Genomic DNA, 14,870 nt, shown 5'->3' with positions numbered 1-14,870 from the left:
TCGCCGGTCACCGGGTCGACAAGCGTGGCGGGTGGAGAATCGCCAGCGCGGTTGCCGAGCATGCGGGTCTCGGCGGCCCCTCGGCGGACCAGGTCGGCCGAGGGACCCGACCAGGCTAGTGGTAGCGCCAGCGGGACTCAATCGCGAAGAGAGCACACCTTCGAAGGTTGCTCAACGGCGCAAGTCGCACGCGGGCCAAAGATCCTGTTCGGACCGGCGCGTCGCGCCGGTCTCCGCGGTGCCCGCCCCTCCGGGGTCTTGCTGCCCGACGTCCCCCGACCGAAGTACGGCCAGGTCAGCCGACGACCTTGCCCGGGTTGAAGATGTTCAGTGGATCGAGGGTCTGCTTGATGGCCACCTGCATGGCCAGGACTTCCGGGGCGAGTTCCTGCTTCATGCCGTCGCGCTTCAGCAGGCCCACGCCGTGTTCGCCGGTCACTGTGCCGCCCATGGCTATGGCGGCTGTCAGCATGTCTTCGAAAGCGGCCTGAGCGGCGCGGCGGGCCTCGTCGTCGCCGGCGGGGGCGAGGATCAATGGGTGCAGGTTGCCGTCCCCGGCGTGGGCGATGGTGGCGATCGTGGCCCCGTGGCGGGTGGCGATCTCCTCGATGGCGGCCAGCATGGCCGGGACCTTCGAACGGGGTACGCACACGTCCTCGGTCAGCACCGGGCTCAGGCGCTCCAGCGCGGGGTAGGCCAGGCGCCGGGCCGCGAACAGGGCCTCGGCCTCGAACTCGTCGGTGGACTGCTCGGCCCACATCGCGCCGGCCTCCTGGAAGACGGCGGCCACCGCCGCGGCCTCCTCGTCGCCGGCCGCGCCCGGGCTGTCGAGTTGAGCCAGGAGCAGGGCGGCGGCGTCGGCCGACAGGCCCAGGTGCTTCCACTCCTCCACCGCGCGCAGGCAGGTCCGGTCCAGCAGTTCGAGCGCGGCCGGCAGCAGGCCGGACCGGGTCAGGGCGGCCACCGCCGAACCCGCGGCGACCACGCTGTCGAAGGCGCCGACGACCGTGCGGGGCGCCTCGCGGCGGGCCGGGCGCAGCCGCAGCGTGATCTCGGTGATGATGCCGAAGGTGCCCTCGGAGCCGGTGAACAGGGCGGCCAGGTCGTAACCGCTGACGCCCTTCGTGGTGCGGTGACCGAGGCGGACGACAGTGCCGTAGTCCCCCGCCGGGCCGCCCACCACCGCTTCCAGGCCGAGCACGTAGTCGCGGGTGACCCCGTATTTCAGGCAGCAGAGGCCACCCGCGTTGGTGGCGACGTTGCCGCCGATGGTGGACCAGGGCGCGCTGGCCGGGTCGGGCGGGTACCAGAGGCCGTGCGCCGCGACCGCCTTCTTCAGGTCGTCGTTGACGACGCCCGGCTGCACGGTCGCCGTCATGTTCTCGGCGTCGATCTCGACGATCCGGTTCATCTTCGACAGGTCGACGACCATGGCGCCGTCGACCGCGTTGGCGCCGCCGGAGAGTCCGGTGCCGGCCCCGCGCGCGACGAGCGGGATGCCGCGCTCCGCGCAGGCCGCCACCACCCGGCGTACCTCATCGGTGGTTCGGGGGCGGACGGCCGCGACCGGCTTGCCGTAGGGCGCCCACTCGGCGTCGTCGTGGGCGAGGCTTTCCAGCACGTCCGCGTCGTCGACGACATCGATCCCGTTGAGCAGATCTTTCACCCCTGCGACCTTACGCGCGTGGTCAGCTCCTCGCTCTCGGCCCACAGCTCGGTCCGCCGCCCGTCGCGGACCCGCGCGGGCACGGTCAGCGGCTTCGCCGACGGCCCATAGAAGCCGGAGGCGAACCGAGGACCGATTGCCAGTCGTACGGGTCCTCGCGCGGCCGATTCCGGTGACGCGCCGATCCGCTGCTGGAGTGCGTCCATCACCCACCGCAGCGCGGCCGGAACACCGGTCGCGTCCCGGAACACCCGCGTCGCCACCAGGCCCGGGTAGACGCAGGCCACCGAGAGCGAGGGGTGCCGGGCCGCCAGCTCCACCGCGTACAGGTCGTTGGCGAACTGGGTGCGACCGGCGACCCCCATCCCCCACGTGCGGTTCGCGCTCGTGTCCCGATAGCGGCCCGCACTGGCCACCAGGACCACGCGCCCGTCCGGCGGCAGCAGCGGAAGCAGCCGGCCGATCAGCAGAAAGCGGGAAAGATAATTGAGCACGTACGCCCGTTCCAGCCCCTCCCCGGTCAGAGCCGCGCGCATCGTGAACACGCCGGCGCAGCAGACGATCGCGTCGAGCCGGTCATGGCTCGCGGCGATCTCCTCGGCGGCCTGTGACGTCTGCTCGAGTGAGGAGAGGTCGGCCCGGATCCGCCCGTGGCGGCCGACCGTCAGGGCCCGCTCCCCCAGCCACGCGGCCACCGCGCCGCCGATTCCCGTCGAGCCCGTCACCAGTATCTTCGTCATGCCTCGACGCTAGGAAGGGCCGGGGCGACAATCCATGTGTGCCCGTCCCGCAGACCCCATCGGACGTCCTGGGCGCGATCCTGCGCGAGGTCCGCTTCACCACCGCCGCCTACCGCTGGCTGGAGATGAGCGGCCCGTTCCGGCTCGTCTTCGACCGGCCGGGGCTGCGCGGCGTCCACCTGATCACCGGCGGCGCCTGCGAGCTGGCGCTGGCCGGCGAGGTCGTCGCGTTGAGCGCGGGCGACACGGTCATCCTGCCCCAGGGCGACGATCACGAATTGAGGTACGGGTCCGCACCCGCCACCTCCGGCTTCGAGCTCGCGGCGCGGGCGCAGGGGGTGCGGCTGCGCCACGGCACGGACGGGCCTCGCACCACGATCGTCTGCGGGGCCTTCGTCGCGGGCGAGCCCGGCCATCCGGCGCTGAGCGGGCTGCCGCGGGTGATCCTGGTTCCGGCGTCCGAGAGCCGGTGGCTGACGCCCTACGTCGAGGCGCTGCGGCAGGAGGCGTTCGACGCCGGGCCGGGCAGTGACGTCGTCATGGCCCGGCTGTCCGACGCGATGATCGCGCGGGCCATCCGCCGGCACGGCGAGGTCACCGAGCGTCCGGGGTGGCTGGCCGGGCTGCGCGACCCGCATCTGGCGGCGGCGCTCGGCGCGATGCACAGCCAGCCGGCCCGCCCGTGGACGCTCGCGTCGCTGGCGGCCACGGCGCGGCTGTCCCGGACGGCGTTCGCGGCCCGGTTCTCGGCCGCCGTGGGTGAGCCGCCCGTCCACTATCTGCGGGCGCTGCGCCTGCACAAGGCGCGGCTCCTGCTGCGAGACGAGCGGCTCACTGTGGCCGCGGTGGCGGCCCGGGTCGGCTACTCCTCGGAGTTCGCGTTCGCGGCGGCGTTTCGGCGCGCGTACGGCGTACCCCCGGGAATCTGGCGTTCTATTTGACCGCGCCGGCGGTGAGGCCGGCCTGGATCTGCCGCTGGAAGATCGCGTAGACGATGATCATGGGCAGGATGGAGAGGACGAGCGCGGCGAACAGCGTCGACCACTCCGCGTGATAGCCGGCCGAGGTGCTGATGTTCGCGATGCCCTGAGTGAGCAGGTACTTCGACTCGGCGCCGGGACCGGTCATGATCACGACCGGTAGCAGGTACTGGTTCCACTGGCCGACGATGTTGAAGATCGTGATGCTGACCAGGCCGGACTTGGCCATCGGCATCATGATCTGGAAGAACTTGCGGGTGTGCGAGGCGCCGTCGACAGTGGCCGCCTCCTCGATCTCGTACGGCAGGGTCTTGAAGAACGCCGCGAGGAAGAAGACGGTGAACGGCAGCGAGTAGGCGATGTAGACCAGGACCAGACCGGTGTACGAGCCCAGCAGCCCCATGCTCTTGAGGATGTAGAACAGCGGCGCCAGCGCCATGAAGGTCGGGAACGCCAGGCCCGAGACGAACAGGTAGTAGATGAACCGGTTGCCCCAGAAGCGGTACCGGGCCAGCACGTACGCGGCCATCGAACCGAACAGCATCGTGCCGGCCGTACTGATGATCACGACGATGACGCTGTTGAGGAAGTAGCGCCCGATGTGCGCCTCGCCCCAGGCGTCGAAGTACGTCTGGAACGAGAAGTGGTCGGGCAGCGCGAACGGCTTGCCCAGGAAGATCTCGGTGTTGCTCTTGAAGGAGGCCAGCAGCACCCAGATCAGCGGGCCGGCGGTCACCAGCGCCCAGGCGAACAGGGCGATGTGGGCCAGGCCGGTGAACGCGCTGACGTCGCGCTTCTTGTCGGGCTTGCGGCCGGCGCTCTTGGGCGTCGGCGAGACGGGGGCCGGCGCGGCGTCGGTGCCGGGGGTACTGGTCAGGTTCGTCATCTCGTCCGCCTCAGGCTTCGACGGAATCGCGGCGGGTGACCCTCAGGGTCAGCGCGGCGAAGGTCAGGGTCAGGAAGAACAGGACCACGCCCAGCGCGGAGGCGTAGCCGGCCTGCGAGAATTCGAAGGCGTTGCGGTAGATCATCAGGCTGAGCACCGACGAGGCGCCGTTCGGGCCGCCGCGGTCCACGGTCATGATGTTGACCAGGGCGAAGGCGTCGAACGCGGCGATGCCCAGGTAGACCCAGGCGACCTGCACGGTGTTCCACAGCAGCGGGATCGTGATCCGGAAGAACAGGGTGATGCGGGTGGCGCCGTCGAGTGCGGCCGCCTCGTAGATCTCGGCCGGGATCGAGCCCATGCCGGCCGAGAAGAGCACGACGTAGAAGCCGACCGCCTGCCAGATCAGCACGATCAGGATGCAGAGCATCGCGTACCGCTCGTCGGCCAGGAACAGCCAGGGTTTCCAGTCGTCCGGGAACAGGCCGTTGAGCATGCCGCTCTTGTCCGGCCCGAAGACCCGGCCGAAGATCACCGCGACGATGGCCAGGGCCAGCAGCTGCGGGAAGAAGAAGATGACCCGGTAGACCTTGGAGCCCCAGACGCCACGGGTGGCGCCGCCCTTGTGGCCGCCGCCGACGTTGAGCAGGAAGGCGAAGACCAGGGCCAGGATGATCGTGACGATCGGCAGCAGGATGAGCAGGAAGAGGTTGTGCCGGATCGACTTCCAGAACAGCTCGTCGTGCCACAGCTTCGTGAAGTTGTCGAAGCCGACGTACTCGATCGGGCCGAGCCCCGACCAGTTGCTCAACGACAACTGGAAGGTCTGGATGTACGCCGCCACCACAAAGGTGCAGTAGAGCGCCACCGGCACGATAAGGAAGCCGATGATGAATGGGTACTTGCCGCGTCGCATGGCGCCCTACCTACTTTTTGTTACCGAAGATCAGCTACGGGTGAACTTGGTGATGGAGGAGTCCTTGGCCACGGCCTGGGACGCCTTCTCCATCCGGTCGCAGAACTTCTGCGCGTCGCCGCCCTTGAACATGAGGTCGTTGACGGCGCCGCGGGACTCGTCGTCGAGCTTCTTGTACCAGGTGTCGAACAGGTAGCCCATGAAGATGTCCTTGCCGGCCTTGGTGACCGCGTCGTTGGCGCTGGTCAGACCGGGCGAGATGGTGACACCGTCGGAGGCGCCCGCCACCACCGTAAGCGACTTCGTGAGCTTGGTGAAGCCCAGCGCCGCCTCCTTGGAGAGCATCGTCCGCAGGTACTCCTTGCCACCCTGCGGGTTCTTGCCCTTGGCCGCCGCGAAGTAGATCTCGCCGGCCGCGGCGTTGATCGCCGTCGCCGGAAGCTTGTCCGAGGTGGTCACGCTCGGGTACGCCGCGATGGCGTACTCGAAACCGGGCGGGGTGTCCTTGGCCTGCTCGTTCTCGAGCCACGAGCCGCAGGGGTAGAACGCGACCTTGTCCTGGTCCTGCTGGAGCTGGACCTCGGTGTGCTTGAGGCCGAGGAAGGTCTTGTTGATGTACTTGTTGCCGATCTCGCCCCAGGCCTGGGCGGCCTTCTTGATGGCGTCGTTCTGCCAGGCGCCTTCCTTGAGGTTGTCGATGTCCTTGAGGACCTGCTCGGTGCCGATCTTGGCGGCGCTGGTGAGCAGCGCCCGGACCATGTAGTACGACGCGTTGGCGCCCGCGTAGCCGAACGGCGTGATGCCGGCCGCCTTGATCTTGTCGAGCAGCGCCGTGAAGTCGGTCCAGGTGGTGGGGATGGTCCAGTTGTTCTTCTCGAACAGCTTCTTGTTGTACCAGAGGCCGAAGACGGTGTACGAGTAGTTCACCGCGAACGGCTTGCCGTCGTAGCTGCCCTGCTCGATCGCGCCCGGCACCAGGGTCTCGCCCACGGTCTTGCCCGGCACGTCCAGCGACGGCGCCGCGAACAGGTCGGTCAGGTCGGCGGCCTGGCCGGCCTTGACGATGGCGCCGAAGTCCATCAGGTTCGAGCCCGAGTTGTTGATCATGTCCGGCGGGTTGCCGGCGTTGATCCGGGGCTGGATGACTGTCGAGATCTGCTCGGTCGCCGAGTAGGTGATCTTGGCGTCCGGCCACTTCTTGTTGAACAGCGGGGTGTCCACGTCGGTGGCGTACGCCGTACCGAGACCGCCGTTGAAGATCACGATCTCCACGCCGGCCTTGGTGTCGATGCCGAGCGGGTTGTCAGCCGACTTGGTGCCGGTGGCCTGCTCGGAGTCGCTGTCGTCCGAGCCACCGCCGACACAGGCGCTGAGCAGGCCGACGGCGGGGGTCGCGAGCAGGCCGACGGCGGCGGCGCGACGCAGCAGCGTACGGCGGTCCAGCTCGGGCTTGGCGAAAATATCGGTCACAACATCTCCTCAGGTTGTGTTTGTGATCAGCCCTTGACCGCGCCGGCCGTGAGACCGGTGGCGATATTGCGCTGGATGATCAGGAAGAAGATCACCACCGGGATCGAGGTGATGATCGCACCGGCCATGAGGGGGCCCCAGGCGGTACCGCGGGTCGTCTGGTTCTGCAGCAGCCAGGCCATCAGGTTCTGCTTGTCCGGGCTGTTGAGCGTGTTGATGATGATGAATTCGTTCCAGGCCTGGATGAATCCGTAGACGCTGGTGGCCACCAGGCCGGGTCCGGTCAGCGGGAGGATGATGCGCCAGAAGACCTGGGCCCGGGTACAGCCGTCGATCAGCGCGGCCTCGTCGAGCTCCCGCGGGATGCCCGAGATGAAGCCGCGGAGTGTCCACACGGTGTACGGCAGGATCAGCACAAGGTAGGTGATGCTCACACCGATCAGGCTGTTGGTCAACTTGGCCTGCTGGAGCATCAGGAACAGCGGGATGAGCAACGAGATGAACGGGATCAGCTGCACCACGAGGATGACCAGGATGATCGACTTGCGGCCGTAGAACTTGAACCGGGCGATCGACAGCGCGGCCAGGAAGCCCACGACCAGCGCTCCGGCCACCGCCAGCAGCGTGATGATCACGCCGTTGAGCATGTTCTCGAGGAACAGCGGCGCGTTGAACGCGGACCGGAAGTTGTCGAAGGTCGGGCTCTTCGGCAGGAGCGTCGGCTCCAGCGACAGAACCTCGTTGGCCGGCTTGAACGCGGTGTTGAGCACCCAGTAGACCGGGAACAGCATGAAGATCGAGAACAGGATGCCGGCGGTGTTGGCGGCGATCGTGCCGGCCCGGCTGCGGCCGACGGTGAGCACGCCGTCGTCGGCGCTCTTCGCGCGTCTTCTCTTCACCACGGGTGCGACGGCGACCATCACTCCACCTCACCGATCTTGAACATCTGGCGGATGTAGAAGACCATCACGCCGAGCATCAGAATCACGGTGATCACCGCGATGGCCGAGCCCAGGCTGTACCGGGACTGCCCGAAGGCTTGCGTGTACGAATACGTCGCCAGAGTCTGGTACGACGGCTCCGGGTGCCCGTCACGCAGCACCCACGCCTGCGTGAAGAGCCCGAAGTTCCAGATCACCGAGAGCGTCGTGACGATAGTGATCAAGGGTTTCAAGATCGGCAGGATGATGTTGCGCAGGGATTGCCAGGGCGTCGCGCCGTCCATCGTCGCCGCCTCGAGCAGCTCCTTGGGCACCTGCGTGAGGCCGGCGTTCAGAGTGATGGCCAGGAACGGGATGCCGGCCCAGATCACCAGCGTGGTGATCACCGACCAGCCCTGCCACGGGTTCACGAACCAGCTGTGGTTCGCGTAGTCCACGCCCGGGATCTTGTCGATCAGGTAGTTCACGACGCCGAAGTCGGAGTCGGTCATCCACCGGAAGATCTGCGCGGCGACCAGCTGCGGCAGCGCCCAGACGAACATCATGGCGACGACCATGAACAGCCGTACCCCTCGCGTCACCCGCCGCATCAGCAGAGCGATGGCCAGGCCGAAGACCACCGAGATCACGACCGAGACGACCGTGAAGGCGACCGTACGGCCCACGACGCCCCAGAACACGCCGTCCGTGAGCACCTTGGTGTAGTTGTCGAAGCCCACCCACGGCGGCGTGGCGCCGCTGAACAGCTCGCGCAACCGCATGTTCTGGAAGGAGAGGACCACCATCCGGACCAGCGGGTAGCCGAGCAGCCCGGCCAGCAGCACCAGAGCCGGAATCGCCAGCAGCCAAGGGGTTTTATCCGACTTGCGGGTTTTTCCCGACGCCGGCCGAATCGGAGCTGGAGCAGCCGGGCGGGTCGCCGGTGATTCGACGACGGACATCAGCGGTTCCCTTCAGGGAGGGGCGGTGCTGCCCCTACGGGCAGCACCGCGAGGCCTCAGCTCTCGTTGAGCGTCGCGTTGATCTGGTCGTCGGCCCACTTGGCGCCGTCGGCCACCGACTTCTTGCCGGTCAGGATGTCGGTGAGCATGGTCTGCAGCACCGCGCCCTTCTCGACGTCAGCCCACTTCTCGGCGTTCGGCGTGAACCAGCTGTCCTTGGCCGCCTGCGCGGCCGGCGCCAGCGACGGGTTGTCGGCCGCCGCCTTGTCCAGCAGCGCGGTCGAGTTCGGGAGCGCGTTCGCCTTGATCAGGCCGGCCATCGACTGGCTGTCGGTGAAGGCCTTGATCCATTGGGCCGCCAGCTCCTTGTTCTGGCTCTTCTCGGCCACACCGAGGTTCGAGCCGCCCAGGAACGACGGAACCTCCGGCATGGCCGCGGTGGCCAGCTTGCCCTTGACCTTGGTCGGCACCAGCGGCGAGTTCTCGTCGTTGGGGTCCTTCTTGACCTCCTCGGCCGAGCCCTGCTCCCACGCGTTGCCGTAGAACATGCCCGAGGTGCCCTGCGCGAAGATGCCGGCCTGCTCGTTCTCGTTCTTGGTGGGGTCGGCCTTCGAGTACTTCTTGACCATGTCGACCCAGCGCTGCAGGCCCTCGATCGACGCCGGCTGCGAAAGCTGGCCGACCCACTTGTCGCCGTCCTGCTTGGCGATGTCGCCGCCGGTCGACTTGACCCAGCTCATCGCCGCGTACCAGTACTGGCCCGGCATGTAGACGGCGCCGAACTTCGGGTCCGACTTCTTCAGGGTCTGAAGCTTGTCGGCGGCCGAGAGGAACTCCTCGTACGTCTTGGGGGCGGCGGTGACGCCGGCCTCCTTGAACAGGTCGGTGCGGTAGATCAGCAGGCGCGCGCCGGCGTAGTAGGGCACGCAGTAGGTCTTGCCCTCGAAGTCACAGGCGCCCTTGAGACCGGCCAGCCAGGTGCCCGAGTTCTCGTAGTCGGACGGGTTGATCGCGGCGAAGCCGCCGCTGAAGACGTACTTGGGGAACTCGCTGTTGCCGAGTTCGATCACGTCCGGGACGTCGGTGCCGGCCAGCGTGGCGTCCAGCTTGGTGAGGTGGTTGGCCCACTGCTGGTACTCGACGTTGACCTGGGCCCCGGTGGCCTCGGTGAAGCGCTTGCTCGCGTTGTCGACGACGTCTTTCCACGCCGTCTGGGCGTCGACCATCAGCCAGACCTTGAGGGTCTTGCCGGCACCGTCGACCTTGCCCGATGCGGAAGTAGTAGGTGCATCTTCGTTGGAGCCGCAGGCGGCGGCGCCGAGCAGCGTCGCAGCGAGTGCCGCGGCGACCGCGATCTTGCGCTTCACGCTTCCTCCAGAGGGGAGTTTTTTATGTGTCAGGTCTTTTCGCTGGTGCACCGCCGGTGACCGGCGGAGATCATGTGGGGCTGCCGTCCTTGGCTGCCTTGTGACCGTGTACGGCCTGGGCGGTGCGCTGGAAGGCGGCGTGCGAGCGTTCGTGGGTGCGCTGGGCCACGGCGACATACAGCAGGTCGAGGACGACCAGCTGGGGATGGCGGGCGCTGAGCGCGTCCGGCCGGAAGGTGGTCGCCTGGGTGGCGGTGAGCAGGACGATGTCGGCCAGCTCGGCCAGCGGCGAGCGCGGGAAGCTGGTCAACGCGATGGTGGTGGCGCCGCGGCTGCTCGCCTCGGCCAGCAGCTCGATCGTCTCGCCGGTCTGGCCGCTGTGCGAGATGCCGAGCGCGACGTCACCCGGGCGGGACAGGGCGGCGCTGGCCAGACCGTTGTGCACGTCGGTCCAGGCCCAGGCCGGCACCCCGATGCGGTGCAGGCTGAACTGCATCTCCTCGCCGACCAGGGCGCTGCCGCTGGCCCCGAAGATGTTGACCCGGGGGGCGGCGGCGATGGCGACGGCGGCCCGCTCCACCTCGGCGAGATCGAGCAGCGCGGCGGTGTCGTGCATGGCCTGCGTGTCGGCCGCCATGATCTGGCCGAGCACGCGCTCGAGCGGATCGCTGGGCTGGATCTCGCGCCCGATGTCGACGGTCCATCCGGCGGAGCGGGCCCGCCCGGTCTCGGCCGCGATCCCGAGCCGCAGATCGGCGTAGCCGTCGAAGCCGAGCGCACGGCAGAACCGCGTGACGGTCGCGGGTGAGGTGCCGCTGCGCTCGGCGAGCTCGACGATGGTGGCCCGCGAGGCCGCCGCCGGATCGGTCAGCACCTGCTCGGCGACGCGCCGCAGGGCCCCCGTGAACTCCGGCAGCAAAGACCGCACACGCACGAGCACCGACACCTGGTTCGCGGCGCTCTCGACCGTCGGGACGACCGGCTCGCCACGAACCAGGGAGTCGACGACCGCGGTCGACGCGGTGCCGTCCATCTCCGGCTCGCCCATTGGTCATCCCTTCAGGAAGGACTGTTTACTGTCGCGGTAAAAGTTCTTACTGAAGGCCCCTCCGTGTCAAGACTGTGGGCGAAGTTTTCAAACCGTTACCTGACCTGCGCCGATGAACGCGTGTTACGCGACCACCACTTGACAGTCATCGATCCGGAAATGTTCTTTACGACGTGACCGCCATCACGCGTCCGCTTTTGATGCGATTTGTCCTCGGACGTTTTACTGATGCCGTGTGCCCGTTCGAACTAGAGCCGGTGGCCCGTTCGTACTAGATCTTGGCGTCCTTGAAACGCGGTTTTTACCGCCGTAACAAACCTGAGCGGCACAAAGAGCCGAGGGTGGCGATCACGCCACCCTCGGTTCGCCTTCGTCAGCCTTTCGTGCCGTCTCCCCGAGACCTCAGTTCCGTCTCCTTCAGGCCCCGGTTCGGCCCGGCCCCAGGACCGGTCCCGTCTCCCCCGCCCCGGTTCGACCCGGCCCGGGACCGGGTCCGTCTGCCTCGGGCCTCGGTTCCGTTGTCCTCAGATCTTGGCTACGTCGCCGCCTCAGGCCGGGACCGCCGCCGCCGACGCGCGCAGCTCGGCCTCACCACCGGCGTCGCCGTGGCGGATCAGGTCCCAACGACCGCCGGCGCCTCCGTCGCGGAAGACGCTGTCACGCACATCGCGCGGACACCGGACCGCAGCGCGACTCCGCGCAGCTCGCGGCGAATCGGTTCCGCCGCGCCGCTGCTCAAGAGGATCGAGCACAAGTTGCTCCGCAGCGCGGCATCGAACACGCCACGCGTAGGCGGTGCCAGGCCTCCACTCGCGGGCGCCGGCGGAGGGGGAATCTGTCAGGCGGAGTCGCGGATCGCCTCGAGGAAGACCTCGGAGCGGTGTTCGAAGTTGCGGAACTGGCCGTAGCTGGGCGCGCCGGGCGACAGCAGGACGGCGCCTCCGCTCGGGGTGGTCTCGCGGGCCAGCCGTACCGCCGCGTGAAGGTCGTCGGCCTGGTGGGTCACGATGCCGTCGAGGCCGGCCAGCTCGGCCAGGATGCGCGGGCCGCTGTCCGGCATGCCGATCACCGTCAGTTGCTTGTCGCGCAGGAACTCGCGCAGCGGCGAGTAGTCGAGGCCACGGTCGTTGCCGCCGACGAGCACGGTCAGTGGCCGGCCGGTGTAGGCGTCGATGGCGTGCATGGTCGCGTACGGGCTGGTCGACAGCGTGTCGTCGACGAAGGTGACGCCGGACGGGTCCTCGATCTCGGCCAGCCGGTGCGGCAGGCCCTCGAAGGCAGCCACGGCCTCGGCCAGCACGTCCTTCCGACCGGGGACGTCGATGCCGAGACCGTCGAGCACGGCGAGCGCCACGCAGAGGTTGCGGCCGTTGTGGGCGCCTTTCAGCTTCAGGGCAGCGCGCGGGAACAGCGGCTCGTCCGAGCAGAAGACGGTGTCGTCCTCGATCCGGAAGCGGGAGTCGTCGGCCGCGGCCGGCACCGGCGGGAAGCCGTTGACGTCGGTGACGCCGCGGATCTCGGCCCGCAGCCGGTCGTCGGCCCCGTTCACGACGATCAGGTCGGGGTCGTGCCGCAGGATGTTGAGCTTGTCGCGGTAGTACTCGCGCTCGCCGCCGTGCGCGTCCAGGTGCTCGGGGAACAGCGAGGTCACCACGGCCACGCGCGGCGAGTCGGTGAGGTCGGCGCACTGGTAGCTGGACAGCTCCAGCACGTACTGCTCCGCCTCGGGAAGGTCCAGCAGGGGTACGCCGATGTTGCCGCCGAAGACGTTGGGGCGGCCCACCGCGGCCAGCAGGTGGCTGATCAGGCTCGAGGTGGTGCTCTTGCCTTTACTGCCCGTGACACCGATCGTGCGCGAGGCGTGATCGGCCATCCAGAGCGCGCTACCGCCGGTAACCGTGACGCCGCGCTCGCGCAGCTGCGCCATCCACGGGTGCGTGTTCGGCACGCCGGGCGAGCGGACGACCACGTCGGCACTGACCAGGGCCGGGAACGCGTGGTCACCACCGGCCAGCGGGGCCAGGGCGGCGAGCGAGGCGTCCCATTCGACGGACAGGAAGTTGGCGCTGTCATCGACCGCCATCAGGCGCGACGGCCCGTGGGCGGCGATCGCGGTGACCGCGGCCCGTCCTTCCCGGCCGGTGCCCCACACCGCCACCGAGCGGCCTTTCAGGTCTGACAGGCGCACGTCGTTCCCTCCTCGATGAGTCGAACTAGTATTGCCCGTCGGTCCCAAGACAGGAGTTTCCGGGTGCAGTTCGACGTCATGCGCTTCCCCTCGTACGCCTTCGACCCGTCGACCGGCGTCGCGACGTTCGACTACGTGCTCGACGGCCCGGAGCCGCTGGAGTTCACCGAGACGATCACGCTGCCGGTCCCCTCGAGCAGCGACGAGAGCCGCGAGAGCGCGCTCTACCGCGTCCTCGATCTGCTGCACGTCGTGGCCGGGGTGAGCTACTTCAAGGTCGGCGCCCCGCGCCGGATCGTCGCCCCGAAGCCGCTGCCCGCCGAGGCCGCCTCCTTCTTCACGGCCATCTACACCAAGGGGATGGCCGAGTACGCGTACCGCAATCAGTTGCCCTGGGTCCTCGAAGCCGTCGTCGAGGTGCCGTCCGGCGCGACGACGGCCGCCCCGATCGACAACGCGGGCGACCGGCCGCTGTCCGCGGTCGGCGGCGGCAAGGACTCGATCGTCACCCTGGAGATCCTGCGCGCGGCCGGGCTCGACCCGGTGCCGTTCTCGGTGAACCCCAACCCGGTGATCAAGAACGTGAACGCCGCCTCCGGCCTGGACGCGCTCGCCGCCCGCCGGCAGCTCGACCCGCGCCTGTTCGAGCTGAACAAGGCGGGCGCGCTCAACGGCCACATCCCGGTCACCGCGATCAACTCGCTGATCGCCATCGCCACCGCCGTCTGGCACGGGCTCGGGCCGGTGGTGATGTCGAACGAGCGGTCCGCCTCCGACCCCAACCTGATCTGGAACGGTCACGAGGTCAACCACCAGTGGTCGAAGGGCGTCGAGGCCGAGGGCCTGCTGCGGGCCGCCGTCACCGCGCACGTCGGCCTGACCGAGCCGTACTTCTCGCTGCTCCGCTCGCTCTCCGAACTGCACATCGCCCAGCTGTACGCGCGGCACGACCGCTACGACGACGTGGTGACCAGCTGCAACAAGGCGTTCAAGCTGCACGACCCGACGGCCCGCTGGTGCGGCGACTGCCCGAAGTGCCGGTTCGTCTTCCTGGCGATGGCCCCGGCCATGGAGCGGGACAGGCTGACCCGCATCTTCGGCAAGGACCTGTTCGCCGACGTCGAGCAGGTGCCCGGCTTCCTGGAACTGCTCGGCATCGACGCGCACAAGCCGTTCGAGTGCGTCGGCGAGGTCGAGGAGTCGCTGGTGGCGCTGGCCATGCTGACCGACGACGCGCCGGTGCTGGTGGCGCTGCGGGCGGCGGTGCCCGATTCGGCGTGGGCCGAGGCGTCCCGCGAGGACGTGCTGACGCCGGGCGGGCCCACGTTCGTACCGGCCGCGTACGCGAAGGTTTTGACCGATGCCCTCTGACGGCGTCTACGTCGGCAAGGCCGACCTCGACGCCCCCGAGGAGAAAGGCTGGCTGCTGGGCTACTTCCGGCCGCCGGGCGACCCGCGCCACAGCACCGACGTGGAGATCAAGTGGGGGCGCCACGTCAAGGGCGACCGCCGCGCCCAGTGGGTGACCGGCGAGGAGCGCGAGGCCCTGCTCCTGCTGATCAGCGGCCGTTTCCACGTCGAGCTGCCGGACCGGACGGTGGTGCTGACCGAGCCGGGCGACTACGTGGTCTGGGGTCGCGGTGTCGACCACTCGTGGGTGGCCGAACAGGAGTCGGTGGTGCTGACGGTCCGGTGGCCGTCGGTTCCGGGTTACGCGGTGCCCTGAC

At 68.6% G+C, this 14,870-nt stretch carries 13 protein-coding genes; 3 read left to right on the top strand and 10 right to left on the bottom strand.

Features of this window, described 5'->3' with window-relative positions:
- Window positions 1–295: 295 nt before the first annotated feature.
- Both AB0C26_RS41960 and AB0C26_RS41955 read right to left on the bottom strand, forming a co-directional pair.
- On the bottom strand, window positions 296–1,666 hold the full coding sequence (locus AB0C26_RS41960; RefSeq protein ID WP_360259657.1) for an FAD-linked oxidase C-terminal domain-containing protein: 1,371 nt from the start codon (window positions 1,664–1,666) through the stop codon (window positions 296–298).
- Complete coding sequence (locus AB0C26_RS41955) at window positions 1,663–2,406, bottom strand: SDR family NAD(P)-dependent oxidoreductase (protein ID WP_360259654.1); 744 nt, start codon at window positions 2,404–2,406, stop codon at window positions 1,663–1,665. The genes AB0C26_RS41960 and AB0C26_RS41955 overlap by 4 nt, the downstream gene beginning before the upstream one ends.
- 38 nt (window positions 2,407–2,444) lie before the next feature.
- On the opposite strand from AB0C26_RS41955, the gene AB0C26_RS41950 reads away from it, so the two are divergent.
- Window positions 2,445–3,347, top strand: coding sequence for an AraC family transcriptional regulator (locus AB0C26_RS41950; RefSeq protein ID WP_360259652.1), 903 nt, complete (start codon window positions 2,445–2,447; stop codon window positions 3,345–3,347).
- Here AB0C26_RS41950 and AB0C26_RS41945 read toward each other — a convergent pair.
- From AB0C26_RS41945 to murD, 8 genes are all read right to left on the bottom strand, one after another.
- A complete protein-coding gene (locus AB0C26_RS41945; RefSeq protein WP_360259650.1) occupies window positions 3,340–4,272 on the bottom strand; it encodes a carbohydrate ABC transporter permease in 933 nt (310 codons plus the stop codon). The genes AB0C26_RS41950 and AB0C26_RS41945 overlap by 8 nt on opposite strands.
- 10 nt (window positions 4,273–4,282) lie before the next feature.
- Window positions 4,283–5,188 carry a sugar ABC transporter permease gene (locus tag AB0C26_RS41940; RefSeq protein ID WP_360259648.1) on the bottom strand — a complete coding sequence of 302 codons (906 nt, stop codon included), beginning with the start codon at window positions 5,186–5,188 and terminating at the stop codon, window positions 4,283–4,285.
- 30 nt (window positions 5,189–5,218) lie between these two features.
- On the bottom strand, window positions 5,219–6,658 hold the full coding sequence (gene ngcE / locus AB0C26_RS41935) for an N-acetylglucosamine/diacetylchitobiose ABC transporter substrate-binding protein (protein ID WP_360259645.1): 1,440 nt from the start codon (window positions 6,656–6,658) through the stop codon (window positions 5,219–5,221).
- Between the two features lie 26 nt (window positions 6,659–6,684).
- The gene (locus AB0C26_RS41930; RefSeq protein ID WP_360259643.1) at window positions 6,685–7,578 is read right to left on the bottom strand and encodes a carbohydrate ABC transporter permease; all 894 of its coding nucleotides are present in this window, start codon (window positions 7,576–7,578) and stop codon (window positions 6,685–6,687) included.
- Window positions 7,578–8,540 (bottom strand): sugar ABC transporter permease, encoded by a 963-nt coding sequence (locus tag AB0C26_RS41925; RefSeq protein WP_360259641.1) that lies wholly within the window; start codon window positions 8,538–8,540, stop codon window positions 7,578–7,580. The genes AB0C26_RS41930 and AB0C26_RS41925 overlap by 1 nt, the downstream gene beginning before the upstream one ends.
- 56 nt (window positions 8,541–8,596) lie before the next feature.
- Window positions 8,597–9,907, bottom strand: coding sequence for an extracellular solute-binding protein (locus tag AB0C26_RS41920; RefSeq protein ID WP_360259638.1), 1,311 nt, complete (start codon window positions 9,905–9,907; stop codon window positions 8,597–8,599).
- Between the two features lie 70 nt (window positions 9,908–9,977).
- On the bottom strand, window positions 9,978–10,955 hold the full coding sequence (locus AB0C26_RS41915) for a MurR/RpiR family transcriptional regulator (RefSeq protein ID WP_360259636.1): 978 nt from the start codon (window positions 10,953–10,955) through the stop codon (window positions 9,978–9,980).
- A gap of 838 nt (window positions 10,956–11,793) precedes the next feature.
- A complete protein-coding gene (gene murD, locus AB0C26_RS41910) occupies window positions 11,794–13,143 on the bottom strand; it encodes a UDP-N-acetylmuramoyl-L-alanine--D-glutamate ligase (protein WP_360259633.1) in 1,350 nt (449 codons plus the stop codon).
- A gap of 78 nt (window positions 13,144–13,221) precedes the next feature.
- Between murD and AB0C26_RS41905 the strand changes: the two genes are divergently transcribed.
- Together AB0C26_RS41905 and AB0C26_RS41900 are read left to right on the top strand one after the other, a co-directional pair.
- Entirely contained in the window at window positions 13,222–14,514 is a 1,293-nt protein-coding gene (locus tag AB0C26_RS41905) for a hypothetical protein (RefSeq protein WP_360259809.1), read from the top strand.
- Window positions 14,504–14,869: a signal peptidase I gene (locus tag AB0C26_RS41900; RefSeq protein ID WP_360259631.1), complete on the top strand. Its 366-nt coding sequence runs from the start codon at window positions 14,504–14,506 to the stop codon at window positions 14,867–14,869. Before AB0C26_RS41905 ends, AB0C26_RS41900 begins: the two co-directional genes overlap by 11 nt.
- Window position 14,870 lies beyond the last annotated feature (1 nt).

It is taken from the genome of Actinoplanes sp. NPDC048796 (assembly GCF_040650035.1).
Lineage (GTDB): Bacteria > Actinomycetota > Actinomycetes > Mycobacteriales > Micromonosporaceae > Actinoplanes.
Note: the sequence above shows the minus strand (reverse complement) of the source record. Positions and strands in the feature narration are given on the sequence as shown.